This is a genomic window from Serratia sp. Ser99 (assembly GCF_024519545.1).
Classification (GTDB): domain Bacteria; phylum Pseudomonadota; class Gammaproteobacteria; order Enterobacterales; family Enterobacteriaceae; genus Serratia; species Serratia liquefaciens.
In genome coordinates, this window is sequence record NZ_JALJRT010000006.1 from 232,402 (window position 1) to 247,266 (window position 14,865).

Here is a 14,865-nt window from a genome sequence, read left to right on the forward strand (position 1 = left end):
CCTATGCATGCAAGCTCGATTTAAGGCAGGCTAGCCAGAAAAAAGCTGTTTTTGGACTTGGGGAACGGTAAAAGCCCCGCAACAAAATAAGCATTGCAGCGGGGCCAGTTCCATCAGTGAAGTGTTTGATTTCGGCTATAACGGCGGTAACGATTTAATGTCCTTTTTTTCGGCGGCGGTAAATCATCACCGGTCACCGTCTCTATCTGAATGGGCTGACATAAAATTTTATCGACGCTCTCTACCGTTTTAAAGGTGCAAGAGCACACAATGTTTTGGCACTGATAATAAGCCTCTTTCGTTTGTTCCGTGACATAACGGCTGGTACGGGTATAAGACGAATGAGTACACAGTGGGCAACGCATCATGATTTTGCCTCCTTTTGCTGCAAGCGCTGGCGTTTTTCCGCCAGTTCTCTCGCAACCTTCATCCGTGTCATCGGGCTATTTTTTAGTTCTGGCAACACTCCCGTCTCAATAGGGATCGTCAGACCGATGTCATTGAGCACCAGGTGTTCAATATTCTGTAGCGCTGTGGCCGCAATAACACGACCACTCAGCGCCCCCCGCAGGCGTTTTTCAAGCATTTCCTGCGGGTCGCGCCAATACACGCCGTAAGCCTGTTTCGCCAGGGCGCAGGCATTAACCACCTCGGCACTGAGCATGGCGGCATTGAGGGCATCGACGGCCTTATCCATCGCATGTTCGGCAAAGGCCTTCAGAGCCGCTTCGGGCGCCGTCACCACCTTCGGGGCTGTACTGCCACAACTGAGGTGAGGCTGCATTTTATCCATCTCCATTTCTTCAACCAGACCGTCGAACTCTTTCGCCAGTTCCCGTTTGGAGATCCGGCTGTGGTGCTGTGTTTGCAGCTCCGGGGTCATTTCCCCACGCAGCTTGCGGAACAGGGTGCGCCACTGACCTTCCGCCTCGTGACTTTCCACCTCTGTGTCTTTCTTCTGCTGATGGCAGCGGGCGATCCCTGTAATGACGTCTGTCAGCGCCTGATAGTTCTTGTCGTGGGCGGCGCGTGCGTCACGCAGAGCTTGCAGCTTGTCGTTGATGTGCTGGGGTAATGCAGTCGTGCTCATGGGGCTATCTCCGGTGTCAGTCAATGTGAAGCTATTCTGCTGACTGCCGTACAACATCGCCATTCATCCCGTTGGACTGTCTGCAGGACAACAGCCCCAAAAACTGACGATAAAACCATCAAGGAGATTTTAGTTCTTATAAAAACTATTCACTACTGTTCACTTTAATTAAAAAGGTAGATAAATCAGTAAATAAAGTAGTGACCAGTTTATCTAAAACTCATCACCGAGTGTTCACTACTGTTCACTTTTCTAAAAAAGACCTTTTCCCTGGCTAGCCATGGTTAGATTTATTTTTAATATTCCTGCCTATTTATAAATCGCTTATTGATTGTTGAAAACTATGGACTAAAGGTGTGGAAGTACGAGAAGAGATGAGCTAATGAAAATTAGTGCAATTCGTTGTTTTTACGTACAATTCCTTAGTCCATCACACAACAGTACCTTGTTGCCAACCGGGAAAATATTCACATAATAGGGCGCTACCAGACGAACCCACACAGCGCCGGTGAGATCCCACCGGGCATAAACGAGGTAGCATTCCATGCTTGCAGTTGCCACAGAGACCCCTTCCACACTCTCGCCCGTCCCGGTTGATTACACGCCACGCGATCGCTTCATTCGCCTGCCGGAAGTGCTGTACACCACCGGGCTTTCACGTTCTACCGTCTACGAGATGATGACCCGCCGTCAGTTCCCGGCCCAAATCTCCCTTGGCGGTAAAACCGTGGCATGGCTCGAATCAGAAATCGAAAACTGGATGGCTGAACGCATTGCCAACCGTCATCAGGGGGCCACAGCATGATGCGGTTAACGCTCGGCCGACAGAGCTTTACCTTGAACGATAACGACGCACTGTTTGTCGCAGAGGCTATCCTGTTGCAACGCAAACAGCCCGATATTGCCTTGCCGGAACACCGCAGCGATAAGCACGGCGTGATCCGCCTGGCCAGCAGCCTGGCCGAACCACGTTATACCCGCAATGACCAGCTTACCGACTGTTGATCACTATGCGATCGATTGAACATCCGGGGGTGTCTTACCGCTTGCCCCCGCATCCGGCCCTGCGCTATAGTCCCCCCGCTGTCGCACATTCGGCAGCCGGGCGTAGGAACCCGTGTTACTTATTGGCGACACAACACGCGCCATGCGTGTTTTTTTATGTCGTGGCCTTAGTGCGCTCATTTTTTGCACAGTGGTTTATATGCTACTGTGGCTATCAAACAATGGTGGCTCAGGCGGGGCAGCCTTCGGGCTGGCCGGTTTCCAATAAGGCCGGTATTCCTACCCCCGTCTGGGCTACCACCCATAAGCGTAGGAACTTCGGTGGTAGCAATAACCAATACTTATTGGAGGCTGCCACCATGGCTACCATCCTCACCCCGACTCACCCTGAATTCTGTTTCCTGTTTGCGGCCATTCGCCGTACTGCCCTGACGGCAACCCCGTGCATGCTCCGCACCATGGCAGATTCCGAGCACAGCGCACGCCGCCTGCTGGCGCGTGACTACATTCTGTCGTTTGCGGGCCGTCTGCCCGTACAGGGGGTGGCATGAATACGCTGGCCGCCCGTTTCCACAGTGAAACCTTCTATCCTATTCCGCATGCTGATTTCCTGCGTCTTCAGCACGCGCATTCTACCGGCGTGCTGTTTCTCGACATGCTGGACATCCTCGAATCGACCGGCCAGTGTCCGGACGCCACTCAAAAAGCCGCTTTCGCGTCTGTCATAGCGGTACTTACAGACCAGCTCGGACAGGTCGTCAAAACCTGCGACTCCCACATTATCGCCAGCATGGAGGCTTCCGCCGCATGAACACCCCACAGTCTTGTTTACCCGTTGAAGTCCGTACCGCTGTTTACCGTCGCGCATTGGCGCATGCCTATCTCGATACCTGCGCCTTTTACCGGGTGAATCCCGGCTACACGCTGGATGAGCTGCAAATGGCGATTGCGATGGACATTGAGGGCTACTTTGTCCGCCAGCACGGCGCAGAGGTGGGCATGGACATGGCCTGCACCATGCTCAGTGACATGGTGCAGCCAGATATTCTGGTAGCGCCGCCGCGCCTGACCACGCTCGGGCAAAAGATGATGGATGAGCTGTGCTGTGGCAGGATGGCCGTCGCCTGTCACACCACCGTGCACTGAGGGGGCAAAACAATGACCGCATTAAGCGTTTCTCACACCTCACGTGCAGCGACCGGCCACTGGCCGGTCTTACTCCTCGCGCTGGGCATTCATATCACTGCCGGAGGCCGGGCGCAGCCCTGCCCGGTCTGCGGCGGCAAAGACCGCTTCCGCTTTGATAACCTGCAGGGGCGCGGCACATGGTTCTGTAATCAGTGCGGCGGTGGCGATGGCCTGAATCTGGTCGAAAAGGCACTGGCCGTGACCGCCAAAGAGGCCGCTGTGAAGGTAGCCAGGGTATTGGGTGAGCCATCGGGCAGCGCCTTGCCGGAGCACAATCCCCAGCAGGAACAGCAGGACAAGGCGCAGGCACAGCATCATGCAGCGCAGCAGGCCAGACAACTGCTCGCCAGCGCCCGTCAGCAGGCCGGGAATAGCTATCTTATCGCCAAGGGCTGGCCGGACACTGACGCCCTGACATTACAGGAGCCGTCACTGCGCGTGGGCGGTATCACTTACCAGCCCGGCGACCTGCTGTTGCCGCTGACCGATAGCACCGGGGACGTGGTTAACGTCCAGTTAATCAATGCCGCAGGCGACAAGCGCACGCTGGCCGGGGGACAGGTGAAAAACACCTGCCATTTCCTGCCGGGGCAGGATAATGCCGTTATCTGGTTAACCGAGGGTTACGCCACCGGCCTGACCGTGCACCACCTGACCGGGGAAAGTGTATGTGTCGCGCTCAGCGCCAATAACCTGCCAGCGATGGCGCAGCAGTTGCGCACCCACTACCCTGATGCGTTGCTATTGCTGGCAGCCGACAATGATGAGAACGGCACCGGGCAGGCCCGTGCCACCGAAGCCGCGCAACTGAGCGGCGGTAAACCGGCATTACCGCCAGAGACGGGAGACTGGAACGACGTTTACCTGCGACAGGGCAAGCTGGCCGCGCTTGCGTGTTTGGCGGCCTTCAGCCAGCCCAAGCAACCCAGCCCGTTTGATACGCTCAGCGATGCCGACCTGAAAGCCCTGAGCGCCAGTGAAAAGGCTGAACTGCTGGCGGAGCACTACCAGCATCTGCTGGCCGTGCCACAGGTCGGTGAAGACTTGTGCCGTTATGAAAATGGCGCATGGCAGGTGTTACCGTACCGGGTACTCAGCCGGGAGATTGCCGCGCTGTTTCAGAAAATCCGTGCCCCGTTCTCGGCGGCGGGTATCAACAGCATTCTGGACACGCTCAGGCTGATGGTGCCGCAAATGGGCACGCCGGCACGCTACCTGATTGGCTTTCGTAACGGGGTATTTGATACCACCACCGAGCAATTCAGTGCGCACCAAAAAACGCACTGGCTGCGCACCGTCAACAGCGTGGACTACACGCCCCCCAAGGCCGGGGAAAATCTGGCCGACCACGCCCCGCACTTCTGGCGCTGGCTGACCCGTGCCGCCGGACAGCAACCCGACAAGCAGGTGCGTATTCTTGCCGCGCTGTTTATGGTGCTGGCGAACCGCTATGACTGGCAACTGTTCCTTGAGGTCACCGGGCCGGGCGGCAGCGGCAAAAGCGTGATGGCCGCCATAGCCAGCCTGCTGGCCGGAAAAGACAACACCACCTCAGCAACCATCGATACGCTGGAATCATCGCGGGAACGCGCTTCTGTGGTTGGGTTCTCGCTGATTATCCTGCCTGACCAAGAGAAATGGAGCGGTGACGGGGCGGGCATCAAAGCGATCACCGGCGGCGATGCGGTAGCTATCGACCCAAAATACCGGGATGCCTACTCCACGCACATTCCGGCGGTGATTCTGGCGGTGAATAACAATCCGATGCAGTTCAGTGACCGCAGCGGCGGGGTGTCCCGTCGCCGGGTGATCCTGCCGTTCCCGGAGGTGATACCGGCCAACGAGCGTGACCCGCAGTTACTGACGAAAATCACCGGCGAACTGGCGGTGATCGTGCGCCACCTGATGCAGCGTTTTGCTGTGCCCAATGACGCACGCGTATTGCTCGAAGCGCAACAGAACTCCGACGAGGCGCTGGAGATTAAACGCAGTGCCGATCCGCTGGTCGACTTTTGCGGCTACCTGCTGGCAGTCAGTGCACCCGACGGTCTGTATATCGGTAATGCCAACATTACCCCGGCTAACCCGCGCAAGTACTTGTATCACGCGTATCTGTCTTACATGGAAGCGCGAGGACACAAGTACCCATTGAATCTGACCGCATTCGGGCGTGCCGTGCCGCAAACCCTGCGTGAGTACGAAATAGCGCTGTTGAAGCGCAAGACCAATCAGGGAATGCAGACCAACCTGATATTGAGCGAAGACTGCGAAGCCGACTGGCTCCCCAAGTGTGAAATGCGTTGAGTGAATGGCATCACGATCGTTTCTGCCGATCAATAGGCGGCTATTGATCTGCCGAACCCATTGGACGCTGTTACGCGGGGCCGCTTATAGTCGAGCGGTACAAACCGCATACACCCAACACCGGGGAACCCCGTAGCGGTGACTACTCAGGCCTGCATTGCAGGCCTTTTCTATGCCTGAAATCTTTCCCTGCCGCTCACCCACAGCACAATAAATAACCGGCTCAGACCGGTATTTTGCATTTATAGGGCTGACTGTTCACGGTGAGTGACCAGTCAGGATAAACTCACCACCAACTAATCACCGGTTAATTAATTGTTTTTAAACAACTAAAATCAAAAGTGAACACTGTGACCAGTTTTTCTATAAATCTATTTTTTTCTGGCTTTTAGATTGTCGCCCGGCTAGAGACTTTTCCAGTCTGGCAGTTTGTTGGCACGCTTGCGCCAAGAGTGGATTAACGCCATGAATAAACCAAACAGCAAACCGGCAAAAAGGGCGGTAAACACCGCAAGTAATACGCTGAAGTCTTGATTTTTCCAGCTACTAAACCACATGATCACACCCCATAGAGGGCCAAACCAAACGGCGAAGAACAACGTATTCAGCCAGAAGGGGGCAAACGGTGGCGGTGGCATTTTACCCCCCATTTTCCAAAACAGGCGCAAGATCGGTGGTGCATAATTGCTCCGCCACATCTTTTTATCTTCCATCAGGGCTATTGCCTTTTTCTTCTTATCTTCAAATGGCATCATCCGAATCCTTTCATTGGGTATCTATAAAGACCTTCAAATGATATGCCTTATTCAACGTCAGCCATAGAGGGGCCGTTTGGAAAACGGAAAAAATCCCACTCTAAGACTTTTTTAGGCAAACAGATTCTGACAGGCAGCTTTGAGCAACAGCGGACGATTTGACTGCAATTGAGATGCCTGAAAACACTTGTGTTAAAGTGTCATTAAGATCCTTATGGATAGTCATCATTACTCAAACCGCTGTTCACCTTTACGATCTTCCTGTTGTTCCCGATTCCTTTGACGCTCAATCATAAGCATCAATCCCTCGTGGATTTTTTTTGCAACGTTTGAAATGTCGTCCCGCTCGTGTTCAATGAGTTTACTGAAAGCGTCAGCCCGTGACTGCCATATGTTTGCAAGGCTGCCACTCCAGCTTGTGGAACTCGTTAATTCTGCAAAAGAATCGAGGACCAAGGATGGTTCAGGTGCCGCCTCTAGGAATTTGACAGCATTTTCATGTAAGACCGTCCCGCTTGTGTCAGGAATTATTACCCAAAGTTCTAACCCCTGCGGCACAAATGCCCATATCCTAGGATCGTCACTGCTGGAGCACCAGTCAATCAAGGTTTCGATGTCAACGCCTGAAAGCAGCGGAGTATCCCCAATGCTTCCACGCATAAAGAACAATCGCATACACCTTTGGTCTTCAGAATCTGCAAACAGGCGGGAGAGAAACGCTTCAGGTATAAGTGCCACTGTTGTCTCTATGGTTTTACGATACTCATTCATATAGCCGTAGTGTTTATCAATCGCTGAGAAGACAGCATCCAGCCACTGATGCTTGAGCACGTCATGTTCGTCTAACTGCAATGCCGCCGCCACAACCGATTCCATAAAGACATCTACAAGACTACCCCGAGCGTCAGTATCTTTCTGTAAAACCTGAATGGCTGCCCTTAAACCGACTTGAAGAAGTTCCGGCCCAGGCATGTCCTCTGTCGCTTTTTTGCCGTGTAGCCTCATGCCGAGTCCATTCAAAACCGGTTCTTCGCCGCTTTCCATGACTAATAGTCGTTCAGCCAGTTCGAGCACCCGGGAAACTGGAAGATGCCAGCATTTTTTATCCCATAAAAAGGTGTCATACATAAACGGATGGATATCCGGTTTATCCAGAAGCGACATGCATCGATCCAAATCCCTTTCTGTAAAATCTCGCCGAGGATGCAATTTAACCAGAACTCGACATAGGGAAGGATGCACAGCACACTGATCCAGAAATTCATGGGCCATAGCTTCATTAATACGATCCGCACCGTCGATAAAGCCAAGAAAGACCGAAAAATCTTTATTTTCTGTAGAGTCCTGTTCTAGTTCTTTTATAAGCAATTGCCAGATGTCACGAGGGCTCGCAGTTCCCTGAGCAAGCCCCTGCCCGAATGCGCTCCGGTAAGGCATCCACTCAGAAGAGAACAAATTGGGCGTCAGATCAGAAAGGCAAAGTGTTGAAGCGGCAAACTCACGCCCCAGTTGCTCTGCTCTGGCCATCAGTCGCTCTTCAGCTTCAGCGTATAGGTCCTGATCATTTCGGTTAAATTCGTCATCAAGCACCCAGTTGTAGTGACCTTTGCTCAAGACGTAAAGCCGGATACTTGAAAGCAAATCATTCGGTCTGAGCTCCCTTTGCAGAGCATCAAAAGTTTCAAGCAGAACGGGTGATACTTGAGGATCCTTCTGCATAAAGTACAGTTTTGTCCGAATAGCCTTCCAGCCCTCCCCCCACGAATGATGAGCATGTAGTGTACGTGCGGCATCAACCAAGACTGAGCCCATCTTCTTATCACTCCACAGGCCGCTGAGTGAATTTGCCAGAATAGTTCGTGCACCGCTGGCAAGACGCATATCACCAGAGTTCCCGACGCGAACAGCAATCGCAATGAACACACGCCGCCACGTCATCAACGCCTTATAGTCTGGTTCTGCCCCATAATCCCTCGGCCGGGCACCAAACTCACAGATACCCGAACCTGTCCACGTCGAACCGCTAAGTCCAGCAGAAAGCATTCTCAGTCCGAGCGCCCGACGCTGTGACATACCTGAAGAGAGACATTCTTCAAGAAGCGCAATTCGCTGCTCCAGAGAAGCATGTGTGCCTGACAGGTAGGGCTGACAGAACAAGGTGAGTTTGTCCCGTGCATTCTTCTGACCAGGCTTATCCGTTTCATGATCCGCGACTTGCAGCAGAAGGCTGGCGCACCGGTCAAAGTATGAAGACTCCCAGGCCAGTGCCTGTAAAAGGTCGAGGATAGTGCTCCAGCACGGATCGTAATGTCTTTTCAGGCCTTTAAAGTCTGTAGTCCTGAGGTCCTCGCCAATCCGGTTAAGTAGAACGTCAGGCACCACCGGTGCAATGTACTCCAGCATACGAGCTGGTAAGTCCTCTAACACCAGCAAGTTACTCAGCAACGCCCCCGGCTGAAGCCATGCAGCTGCAATCTCCTTTGCCACCGGATGATCGTGTAAATGGCCCAGCCGGTGAGCAAACGACATAAGCAGGCGCTCCCGTCCCGGCAATTCAAAGCATGAACGAAGAAACGCCACCGGAAAGCTATCCAACGCGGAGGCGGCCAGCCTGTTCGCGATAGCATGGGGTAAGATGGCTCGCCAGTGCGACCTGGCCTGAAGAGTGTGGCGATCGGTCAGCTTTTTGAGCGTCCGGTACAGCTGGTTATGTGAATAGCCCGCGAGCGTACCCAGGCTCGCCAGTTCACTATTGCCTGTTTCAGAAAAGTTAATCGAAAACGAGTAGACCAGTGAAAGTAGCTCGGCCTGCTCCCGTAATCCCTCGTCCGGTTCATGACGTTGTTCAAAAAGTCTGTTGAAGAGTTGTGCATCAGACAGAACGGCCAGCGACTCCCCTTCCTCCACTCTCTCGGCAATAGCTAGCGAGACTCTGGCATTCCCGTCAGCGAATTGAGCGATTCTACGGGCGTTCAATTGTCCGATACCGGGGAACCGCCGTAGCAGAAGTTTTTCCGCGACTTCCGTTCCTATCGCCTCAATGTGGATAACCTCCGTAGTCTGAGGTTTGTCCTCCCGAATATCATACTCAACGGTAATTAGCTTGATCCTGTTCCCCACCGAGGTAACTCTCGCCGCTAGGGAAGCATGCAGTTCAGACGGGCAGTTATCAAGAACCATAATTGCGCTGCGCTGGTCAGCGATGAGGCGTTCCAGCATGGCTGCAGCCGAAGGAAGCGGACCGTCACCTGCATCGGCATAGACCGCCAGGGTGCGGTCCAGGGAATCAGCTCCTATGGATTCATCAAACAAGGCCTGAACAATCCTCGTTTTACCGACGCCAGATAAACCAGTAATACGCACGGCCTTCCGAGTGGTCCGGATAAGCTGGCGTATCGGCCCGATGGCATCCTTAATACTAAGGGGGTGACCTTTTTCTGACGGAAGTGAGATCGTGATACCTGACGCGGTAATCAGGGTATCTTCCGCCCCCTCTAGAGGGCAACTCCATGCTCCATATGGCTGCCAGCCGGAATATCCCCGCCCCAGAATTCTGTTTACCCACAGCATTACTGACGGATGCTGTCTTATCCACTGAGCCAACTTTGCGCGATCATAGAAAGCCAGATGAAGAGTTGGGTGAGAGGGATCATGCCTGACGGCCTCATGCATCGCCTTGCCGCGTTCGGCAAGCATAGAGGGGGAACAGTCCTCATCCAGACTGACAATGATATAGCCTCCCCCCTTTGTGGCCTGGCCGGATATCATGGGAGAAAGGACGCCAGAAGGAGCCATCTCTCGCAGAATATCTGCCCTGCGCATTCTGTGTTTTTTTGCTTGGAATACGGTATCCGGTCGCTCAATATACCCGGAGTTGAGCTGTTCAACCGGCACCTGCACGTGGACATCAATTCCACCATCAGGTGCGTTTATCGATCCCGACCAGCGCACCCGAGCCGGGCTATGACCGCAGGCCGCCACTTCGGCTTCAGCAAGGCGCGCAATTAACTCTTCCAAAAGAGTATCTGAGAGTCCGAGTAATTCATCTTTATCGATATCGAAGATCGCCACGGCATAGTCCTGACAGAAAATTGAAATTTTGTACAACCGATGCCCAGAATATTAAGCAATTAGAAGCAGATTGTCCTGTGACTAGTTCCCATTGCTCCATACACAGGCAGATTAGCAAGATCCGCTCTTGGCTCGGAGCGGACAAGGTAACAGAGCTACAGGTCTGCTGTGAGCGAGGAGCAGACACTATAACCATCTTCAGATCTTGTGGCTTAAGAAATAATACAAGCGGTGTCTCTGGGTAGAAGTTGAAGAGCAACATCTATCATTTCTCTTATCGGATAATGCCTGTATGGATGATAGTTTCGACTTAAGGAGGAATTATTGTCTCACTCGTCATCATAAAGAAAGGTTTTGGATACATCATGCCCCTTGACGCACAGAGCATCCCACGCACCGAGTTGCATTAACCACTTGGCGAAATGATTGGGAATTGCTTGCGGCGAGTTTTTGATAAAAGTTTAGAAAGATACAGGGGAAAGTGTGGTATCGCCGCTTATAGAAAATGAGTTGATGAAAGCGGTTAACTATATGGAATACCTTTAGAAGCAGGCTACTGTGAGCGAAAATAATGATTTTAGCTAATTATGTGTAATAAAGTGATGTTCAAAATGCAACCATCACTTTATCTCCTGAATTCAATGTCTAAGCAGATACAAAATTTTTCAAAAACTCCTCTAGTGCTTCCCCTGGGTTGTCAATCTCGGAAGAAATCATACTTATTCGCCACTGTTCTAGTATCTCTTCCTGGATTGGATTGGGCCGAGGTGAAAAAATATATGATTTAGGCTGTGCCTCTTCGAGATTTTGTTCTTTCCATAGTTTAGATAATTTATAGAAAAGAAGTCTAATATTAATGTCTGAAAGGCTATACCCAATAAATAGTACAGACTTACCGAGGACGTCGGCTCTGAATTTTATGTCTAATGGTGTTTCAAACTCAAGGCGGTGAAAGTAACTTGTTTCATCGAGAACGATGGAACTATCATCATCAAAATCCCCATGGAACTTAATAATTTGAGTTTTTTTGTTATCAATCTTAGCTATATCAGAAACCGAAGCTATTCTTGTGAATTGTTTTCCATAGTTTTCTAATGAATTTTCTATCCAACGATCATAGTTTGTCGTGTATATTATCGGGAAATTGGCTTTTGCAATGTATTCATGTACTTTTGATTTATTTATATCTATGTCATTAGAATGCCACTTCCTGTCCATCCAACTTCTAAGTGGACCTATTTTACCAACTTTTAATTTATAATACTCAGCTAATTCAAGCGCACTTCCGAATGTACGATATATATCCGGATCATAACCCAACTCTGTCGCAATATGGTCAATAAGTTGATTCCATGACGGCAAGCCTAAATTCATTGAAACTCCAGCACCGACAAAAAGAATAACATTTCCCCTTTTATAGTCAGCAAGTAACTGTTCCATCATTCTCACTCTCCTAACAAATAATGTTTAAATTTATCAAACGCTTTTTTTCTCATGGAAATTTCATTTTTCATTCCCCCCATTTCGGCAAATGTCTTGTTTTCCCCATCAGGAATAAATATACAATCCCACTGAAAATCTCGAGGACCTTTTGGCACTGGGGAGATCTTTCCATATACCTCACCTTCAAATATATGTATTTTCATCGAGTCACAATATCCAATGATTGTTTTAGCTATTAATTTTGTATTTTCTCCGACACCTAATAGCTTCGAAAAATTATCGGCTTGAAGTTTGTCCCAAAATATTTGAGTCAAACCGCCAGGGAATCCGTTTAAGCTTTCGATGTACAATCCTGTGTGTTCAACAAAAACTGGCCTCCCTACTAAGTTGAAGGCTTTTAAAAGCTTATCTCTAATGAGTGCCTCTACATTTTCCGTTTGAATTTCATCTATGGAGTATTCTGCGGCAATAATAGACACCCCTGTGTTTTCAAGGAGTGATGTTATCTCCTTTATTTTATATTTGTTTTTAGTTATGAATCTAATATTCATTTTAAACCTTCTAAAAAAGTATATTTTTTCTGAGTCTTATACATTTCATCTAAGTTTTTTTTGTTGTTAGTTTCTCTCATAAAAACAAGGTAGTCCTCGCTAAGACTTGAAGCATGAATCGCTGGGTTATCAGAGCATAAAACAAATGGTACACTATACTTTATCATTTCATTCACTGGATGAGATTCAAGTTCAGGTACAGCTTTTGTTAATCGATTACTTATAGGGCAAACCTCTATACATATATTTCGGTCAATAATTAGGTCCATAATCTCATGAGATTTAACAACTGCAGTGCCATGTCCAATGCGATCAGCTCCATAATTAATTACTGCATCTTTTATGTTTGTATAGTTTCCGGTTTCTCCTGCATGGATTGTTATTCCTAGGCCGTACGAATCTTTTGCTTCGCGAAATAACCCCGCGGTATCTCGTGGTGGTTCAATATCTTCATTGCCAGCCAAGTCCAAGCCAATAACATTTTTAGGACATCCTAAATTTTTGTAGGCATTGAGAAGAGAACGTAAATGTTCAGAAGTATATTCACCACGAGTTACTGTTAAAATAAGACCAGCTTGAATATTAAATTTATTCGAGCACGTGTTTATCTCTGTTAGCACCCATTCCAAAGCATCAGTAACAGAAATATTATTTAAAAGCGCTATATAAATAACACTGTTTCGTAACTCTACAAACTTAATATTATCTTCTAAAAGGTTTAAGAAGGCACTTTCAACAATTAATTTCAAGTCATACCTACTGATTGGCACTAACCTTAATAGATTCCAAGGTTTTAGGTACTCAACAAGTGAACCTGCAGGGCGAATTATGTTAAGGTCAGTATCCAAATCACATTGATTCAGGATTTCATTATCAGTTTTCTCCAATAATTTTTTAATTACCGAAGTGCTCACCAAACCATTTAGATGAACATGCAACTCTCCTTTGTCCAACTTTCGAATCTCACTACAGTCCATTTTTTAAACACCTCTTTAATGCTTTTTTATTCATTGTCCGCTCCTGACACGGAGGAGCCAGTTATGACGGGCTCCCACAGTAGTCATGCGCGAAAAGTGACTCCAGCTCCATTAAGAAATCAAAAACCTGGAGAATATCTCACAGGAGACATAGCACCTTTCTTTCTGAGGTCATCAGGGATCTTCTTACCTAAATAAAGCTGCGTGATCTCTGGAGATGCCACACTCCCCCGGAATCCAAAGCGGGAAATTTGAGTCGCTTCAAACTCATCGTCTGCATCCCATGAGGGTATTTCTGGGAAATTCTCACGGGTAGACTTGAGCCACTCATCAGCGATATATACGCCCCTCACTATTCCTCTTACTATCGCCAGGATGACCTCAGCTTTACGAGCGCGTTCAACGCTGACACGCCAGCTAAAACGTACAGCATCATAGAGGGCAATATCCTTTGAACTCCTGTTAACCGATATCATCAGGGTCTTATGTTGGAACGTAATTGTTTCAGGTTGGTACGTAGCGATTAACTCTTTGATGTGCGCAGCACCGAATTCATTACTGCCAGAACCGTTCATGATGTTAGTTAAACCGGGATAGGCGTCTATGAGTGCTGCTTCAACCTCGTAAGCGGTCTTTTCTTCAGCCATGCCGTGCCGATGGATAACATGGATAACCTCAAGACCTGCTAATCTAATCTCTCGAAGTTGCTTGAGTTTGTTACTAAGTAACTCATCATCATCCACTCCTGCAACCTCACCTCGCATATGAGCAAAGACACGATTACCTTTCCCTTTTCCTACGTAGAACGTACTGCCATCCCTCGGGTCAATCAAGCGGTATACATACCAGCCAAGATGTTCGATTACTCCCGATGGAAATTCATTAATATCCATATAACAACGCCTCCAATTTAACTTATGAGTCACAAAATAAACACAATACTGTCGATTGACAACTTATAGTCCTCGCTAGTTAGCATTATGATTTTTTTACAGCGAGGAACAAGCAATGTCTGCTTCTGGCACTGAACGGCCTAGGTACAGCTCACTGGCAGCTTTGAGCGAAGAGCAGAAGTTGGTTTGCCGGAAGATATCTAAAAGTGAATAGTCAGGTTAAGCGGGATGTTTACACTGATGAGTCGGCACTAGAAATGCTACCGAAACTTATTAGAAGTGACACAAACCAGCTGGATTGGCCTGTTATGCTCTGCTCCTAATTCTTTGCTCGGTGGTAGAGCCACACAAGCTTGTTCACAGGCTAGTGATTAAAGAGAATACCATTGAGCACTAAGACTGGTTCACGTGTAGGCCGTCCACTCAGACTACGATAAGAAAAATGGGGCTCGATGAGCCCCATTTTTCATTGTACATTGTTCAGCTGATAACAGCTAACGCGGGACACGGCATAGCTCTAAACCTGTTGAGAAAATGTGAGATTATATCTTCATCACTTTAATGGTACCGCCTAGATCAGTTTTAATC

At 49.3% G+C, this 14,865-nt stretch carries 14 protein-coding genes and 1 pseudogene; 6 read left to right on the forward strand and 9 right to left on the reverse strand.

Going from position 1 to position 14,865, the window contains the following annotated elements; all coding sequences use genetic code 11:
• Positions 1-113: 113 nt before the first annotated feature.
• Positions 114-368 (reverse strand): ogr/Delta-like zinc finger family protein, encoded by a 255-nt coding sequence (locus NR114_RS14425; RefSeq protein ID WP_234530444.1) that lies wholly within the window; start codon positions 366-368, stop codon positions 114-116.
• On the reverse strand, positions 365-1,090 hold the full coding sequence (locus NR114_RS14430; protein WP_234530443.1) for an NAD-dependent aldehyde dehydrogenase: 726 nt from the start codon (positions 1,088-1,090) through the stop codon (positions 365-367). The genes NR114_RS14425 and NR114_RS14430 overlap by 4 nt, the downstream gene beginning before the upstream one ends.
• 544 nt (positions 1,091-1,634) lie before the next feature.
• Between NR114_RS14430 and NR114_RS14435 the strand changes: the two genes are divergently transcribed.
• The 6 genes from NR114_RS14435 to NR114_RS14460 are packed head-to-tail and all read left to right on the forward strand — an operon-like array spanning position 1,635 to position 5,587.
• Positions 1,635-1,895, forward strand: a complete 261-nt coding sequence (locus NR114_RS14435; protein WP_234530442.1) for an AlpA family transcriptional regulator — start codon at positions 1,635-1,637, stop codon at positions 1,893-1,895.
• Positions 1,892-2,095, forward strand: coding sequence for a hypothetical protein (locus NR114_RS14440; RefSeq protein WP_234530441.1), 204 nt, complete (start codon positions 1,892-1,894; stop codon positions 2,093-2,095). The genes NR114_RS14435 and NR114_RS14440 overlap by 4 nt, the downstream gene beginning before the upstream one ends.
• Positions 2,096-2,100: 5 nt before the next feature.
• Positions 2,101-2,646: a host cell division inhibitor Icd-like protein gene (locus NR114_RS14445; protein ID WP_234530440.1), complete on the forward strand. Its 546-nt coding sequence runs from the start codon at positions 2,101-2,103 to the stop codon at positions 2,644-2,646.
• The gene (locus NR114_RS14450) at positions 2,643-2,906 is read left to right on the forward strand and encodes a hypothetical protein (protein ID WP_234530439.1); all 264 of its coding nucleotides are present in this window, start codon (positions 2,643-2,645) and stop codon (positions 2,904-2,906) included. Before NR114_RS14445 ends, NR114_RS14450 begins: the two co-directional genes overlap by 4 nt.
• Complete coding sequence (locus NR114_RS14455; protein WP_234530438.1) at positions 2,903-3,241, forward strand: DUF5375 family protein; 339 nt, start codon at positions 2,903-2,905, stop codon at positions 3,239-3,241. The genes NR114_RS14450 and NR114_RS14455 overlap by 4 nt, the downstream gene beginning before the upstream one ends.
• 12 nt (positions 3,242-3,253) lie before the next feature.
• Positions 3,254-5,587, forward strand: a complete 2,334-nt coding sequence (locus tag NR114_RS14460) for a primase-helicase zinc-binding domain-containing protein (protein WP_234530437.1) — start codon at positions 3,254-3,256, stop codon at positions 5,585-5,587.
• 404 nt (positions 5,588-5,991) lie between these two features.
• On the opposite strand, the gene NR114_RS14465 is transcribed toward NR114_RS14460, so the two are convergent.
• From NR114_RS14465 to NR114_RS24295, 7 genes and pseudogenes are all read right to left on the reverse strand, one after another.
• Positions 5,992-6,339, reverse strand: a complete 348-nt coding sequence (locus NR114_RS14465) for a DUF6404 family protein (protein WP_234530451.1) — start codon at positions 6,337-6,339, stop codon at positions 5,992-5,994.
• A 231-nt stretch (positions 6,340-6,570) separates the two neighbouring features.
• On the reverse strand, positions 6,571-10,413 hold the full coding sequence (locus NR114_RS14470; RefSeq protein WP_256814406.1) for a hypothetical protein: 3,843 nt from the start codon (positions 10,411-10,413) through the stop codon (positions 6,571-6,573).
• A 645-nt stretch (positions 10,414-11,058) separates the two neighbouring features.
• The gene (locus NR114_RS14475) at positions 11,059-11,856 is read right to left on the reverse strand and encodes an SIR2 family protein (protein ID WP_372907096.1); all 798 of its coding nucleotides are present in this window, start codon (positions 11,854-11,856) and stop codon (positions 11,059-11,061) included.
• 2 nt (positions 11,857-11,858) lie between these two features.
• A complete protein-coding gene (locus NR114_RS14480) occupies positions 11,859-12,407 on the reverse strand; it encodes a non-canonical purine NTP pyrophosphatase (RefSeq protein ID WP_234530433.1) in 549 nt (182 codons plus the stop codon).
• Positions 12,404-13,384 (reverse strand): adenosine deaminase, encoded by a 981-nt coding sequence (locus tag NR114_RS14485; protein WP_234530432.1) that lies wholly within the window; start codon positions 13,382-13,384, stop codon positions 12,404-12,406. The genes NR114_RS14480 and NR114_RS14485 overlap by 4 nt, the downstream gene beginning before the upstream one ends.
• A gap of 119 nt (positions 13,385-13,503) precedes the next feature.
• Positions 13,504-14,277 carry a hypothetical protein gene (locus NR114_RS14490; protein WP_256814407.1) on the reverse strand — a complete coding sequence of 258 codons (774 nt, stop codon included), beginning with the start codon at positions 14,275-14,277 and terminating at the stop codon, positions 13,504-13,506.
• A 373-nt stretch (positions 14,278-14,650) separates the two neighbouring features.
• A pseudogene (locus NR114_RS24295) lies at positions 14,651-14,740 on the reverse strand (IS5/IS1182 family transposase); the annotation flags it as partial.
• Between the last annotated feature and the right edge of the window lie 125 nt (positions 14,741-14,865).

Bases quoted from the DNA above. Each gene is read 5' to 3' on its own strand.
- NR114_RS14435 (WP_234530442.1), top strand. From the start codon at position 1,635: ATGCTTGCAGTTGCCACAGAGACCCCTTCCACACTCTCGCCCGTCCCG.
- NR114_RS14440 (WP_234530441.1), top strand. From the start codon at position 1,892: ATGATGCGGTTAACGCTCGGCCGACAGAGCTTTACCTTGAACGATAAC.
- NR114_RS14480 (WP_234530433.1), bottom strand. From the start codon at position 12,407: ATGAATATTAGATTCATAACTAAAAACAAATATAAAATAAAGGAGATA.
- NR114_RS14465 (WP_234530451.1), bottom strand. From the start codon at position 6,339: ATGCCATTTGAAGATAAGAAGAAAAAGGCAATAGCCCTGATGGAAGAT.
- NR114_RS14445 (WP_234530440.1), top strand. From the start codon at position 2,101: ATGCGATCGATTGAACATCCGGGGGTGTCTTACCGCTTGCCCCCGCAT.
- NR114_RS14460 (WP_234530437.1), top strand. From the start codon at position 3,254: ATGACCGCATTAAGCGTTTCTCACACCTCACGTGCAGCGACCGGCCAC.
- NR114_RS14455 (WP_234530438.1), top strand. From the start codon at position 2,903: ATGAACACCCCACAGTCTTGTTTACCCGTTGAAGTCCGTACCGCTGTT.
- NR114_RS14430 (WP_234530443.1), bottom strand. From the start codon at position 1,090: ATGAGCACGACTGCATTACCCCAGCACATCAACGACAAGCTGCAAGCT.
- NR114_RS14490 (WP_256814407.1), bottom strand. From the start codon at position 14,277: ATGGATATTAATGAATTTCCATCGGGAGTAATCGAACATCTTGGCTGG.
- NR114_RS14475 (WP_372907096.1), bottom strand. From the start codon at position 11,856: ATGATGGAACAGTTACTTGCTGACTATAAAAGGGGAAATGTTATTCTT.
- NR114_RS14485 (WP_234530432.1), bottom strand. From the start codon at position 13,384: ATGGACTGTAGTGAGATTCGAAAGTTGGACAAAGGAGAGTTGCATGTT.
- NR114_RS14425 (WP_234530444.1), bottom strand. From the start codon at position 368: ATGATGCGTTGCCCACTGTGTACTCATTCGTCTTATACCCGTACCAGC.
- NR114_RS14450 (WP_234530439.1), top strand. From the start codon at position 2,643: ATGAATACGCTGGCCGCCCGTTTCCACAGTGAAACCTTCTATCCTATT.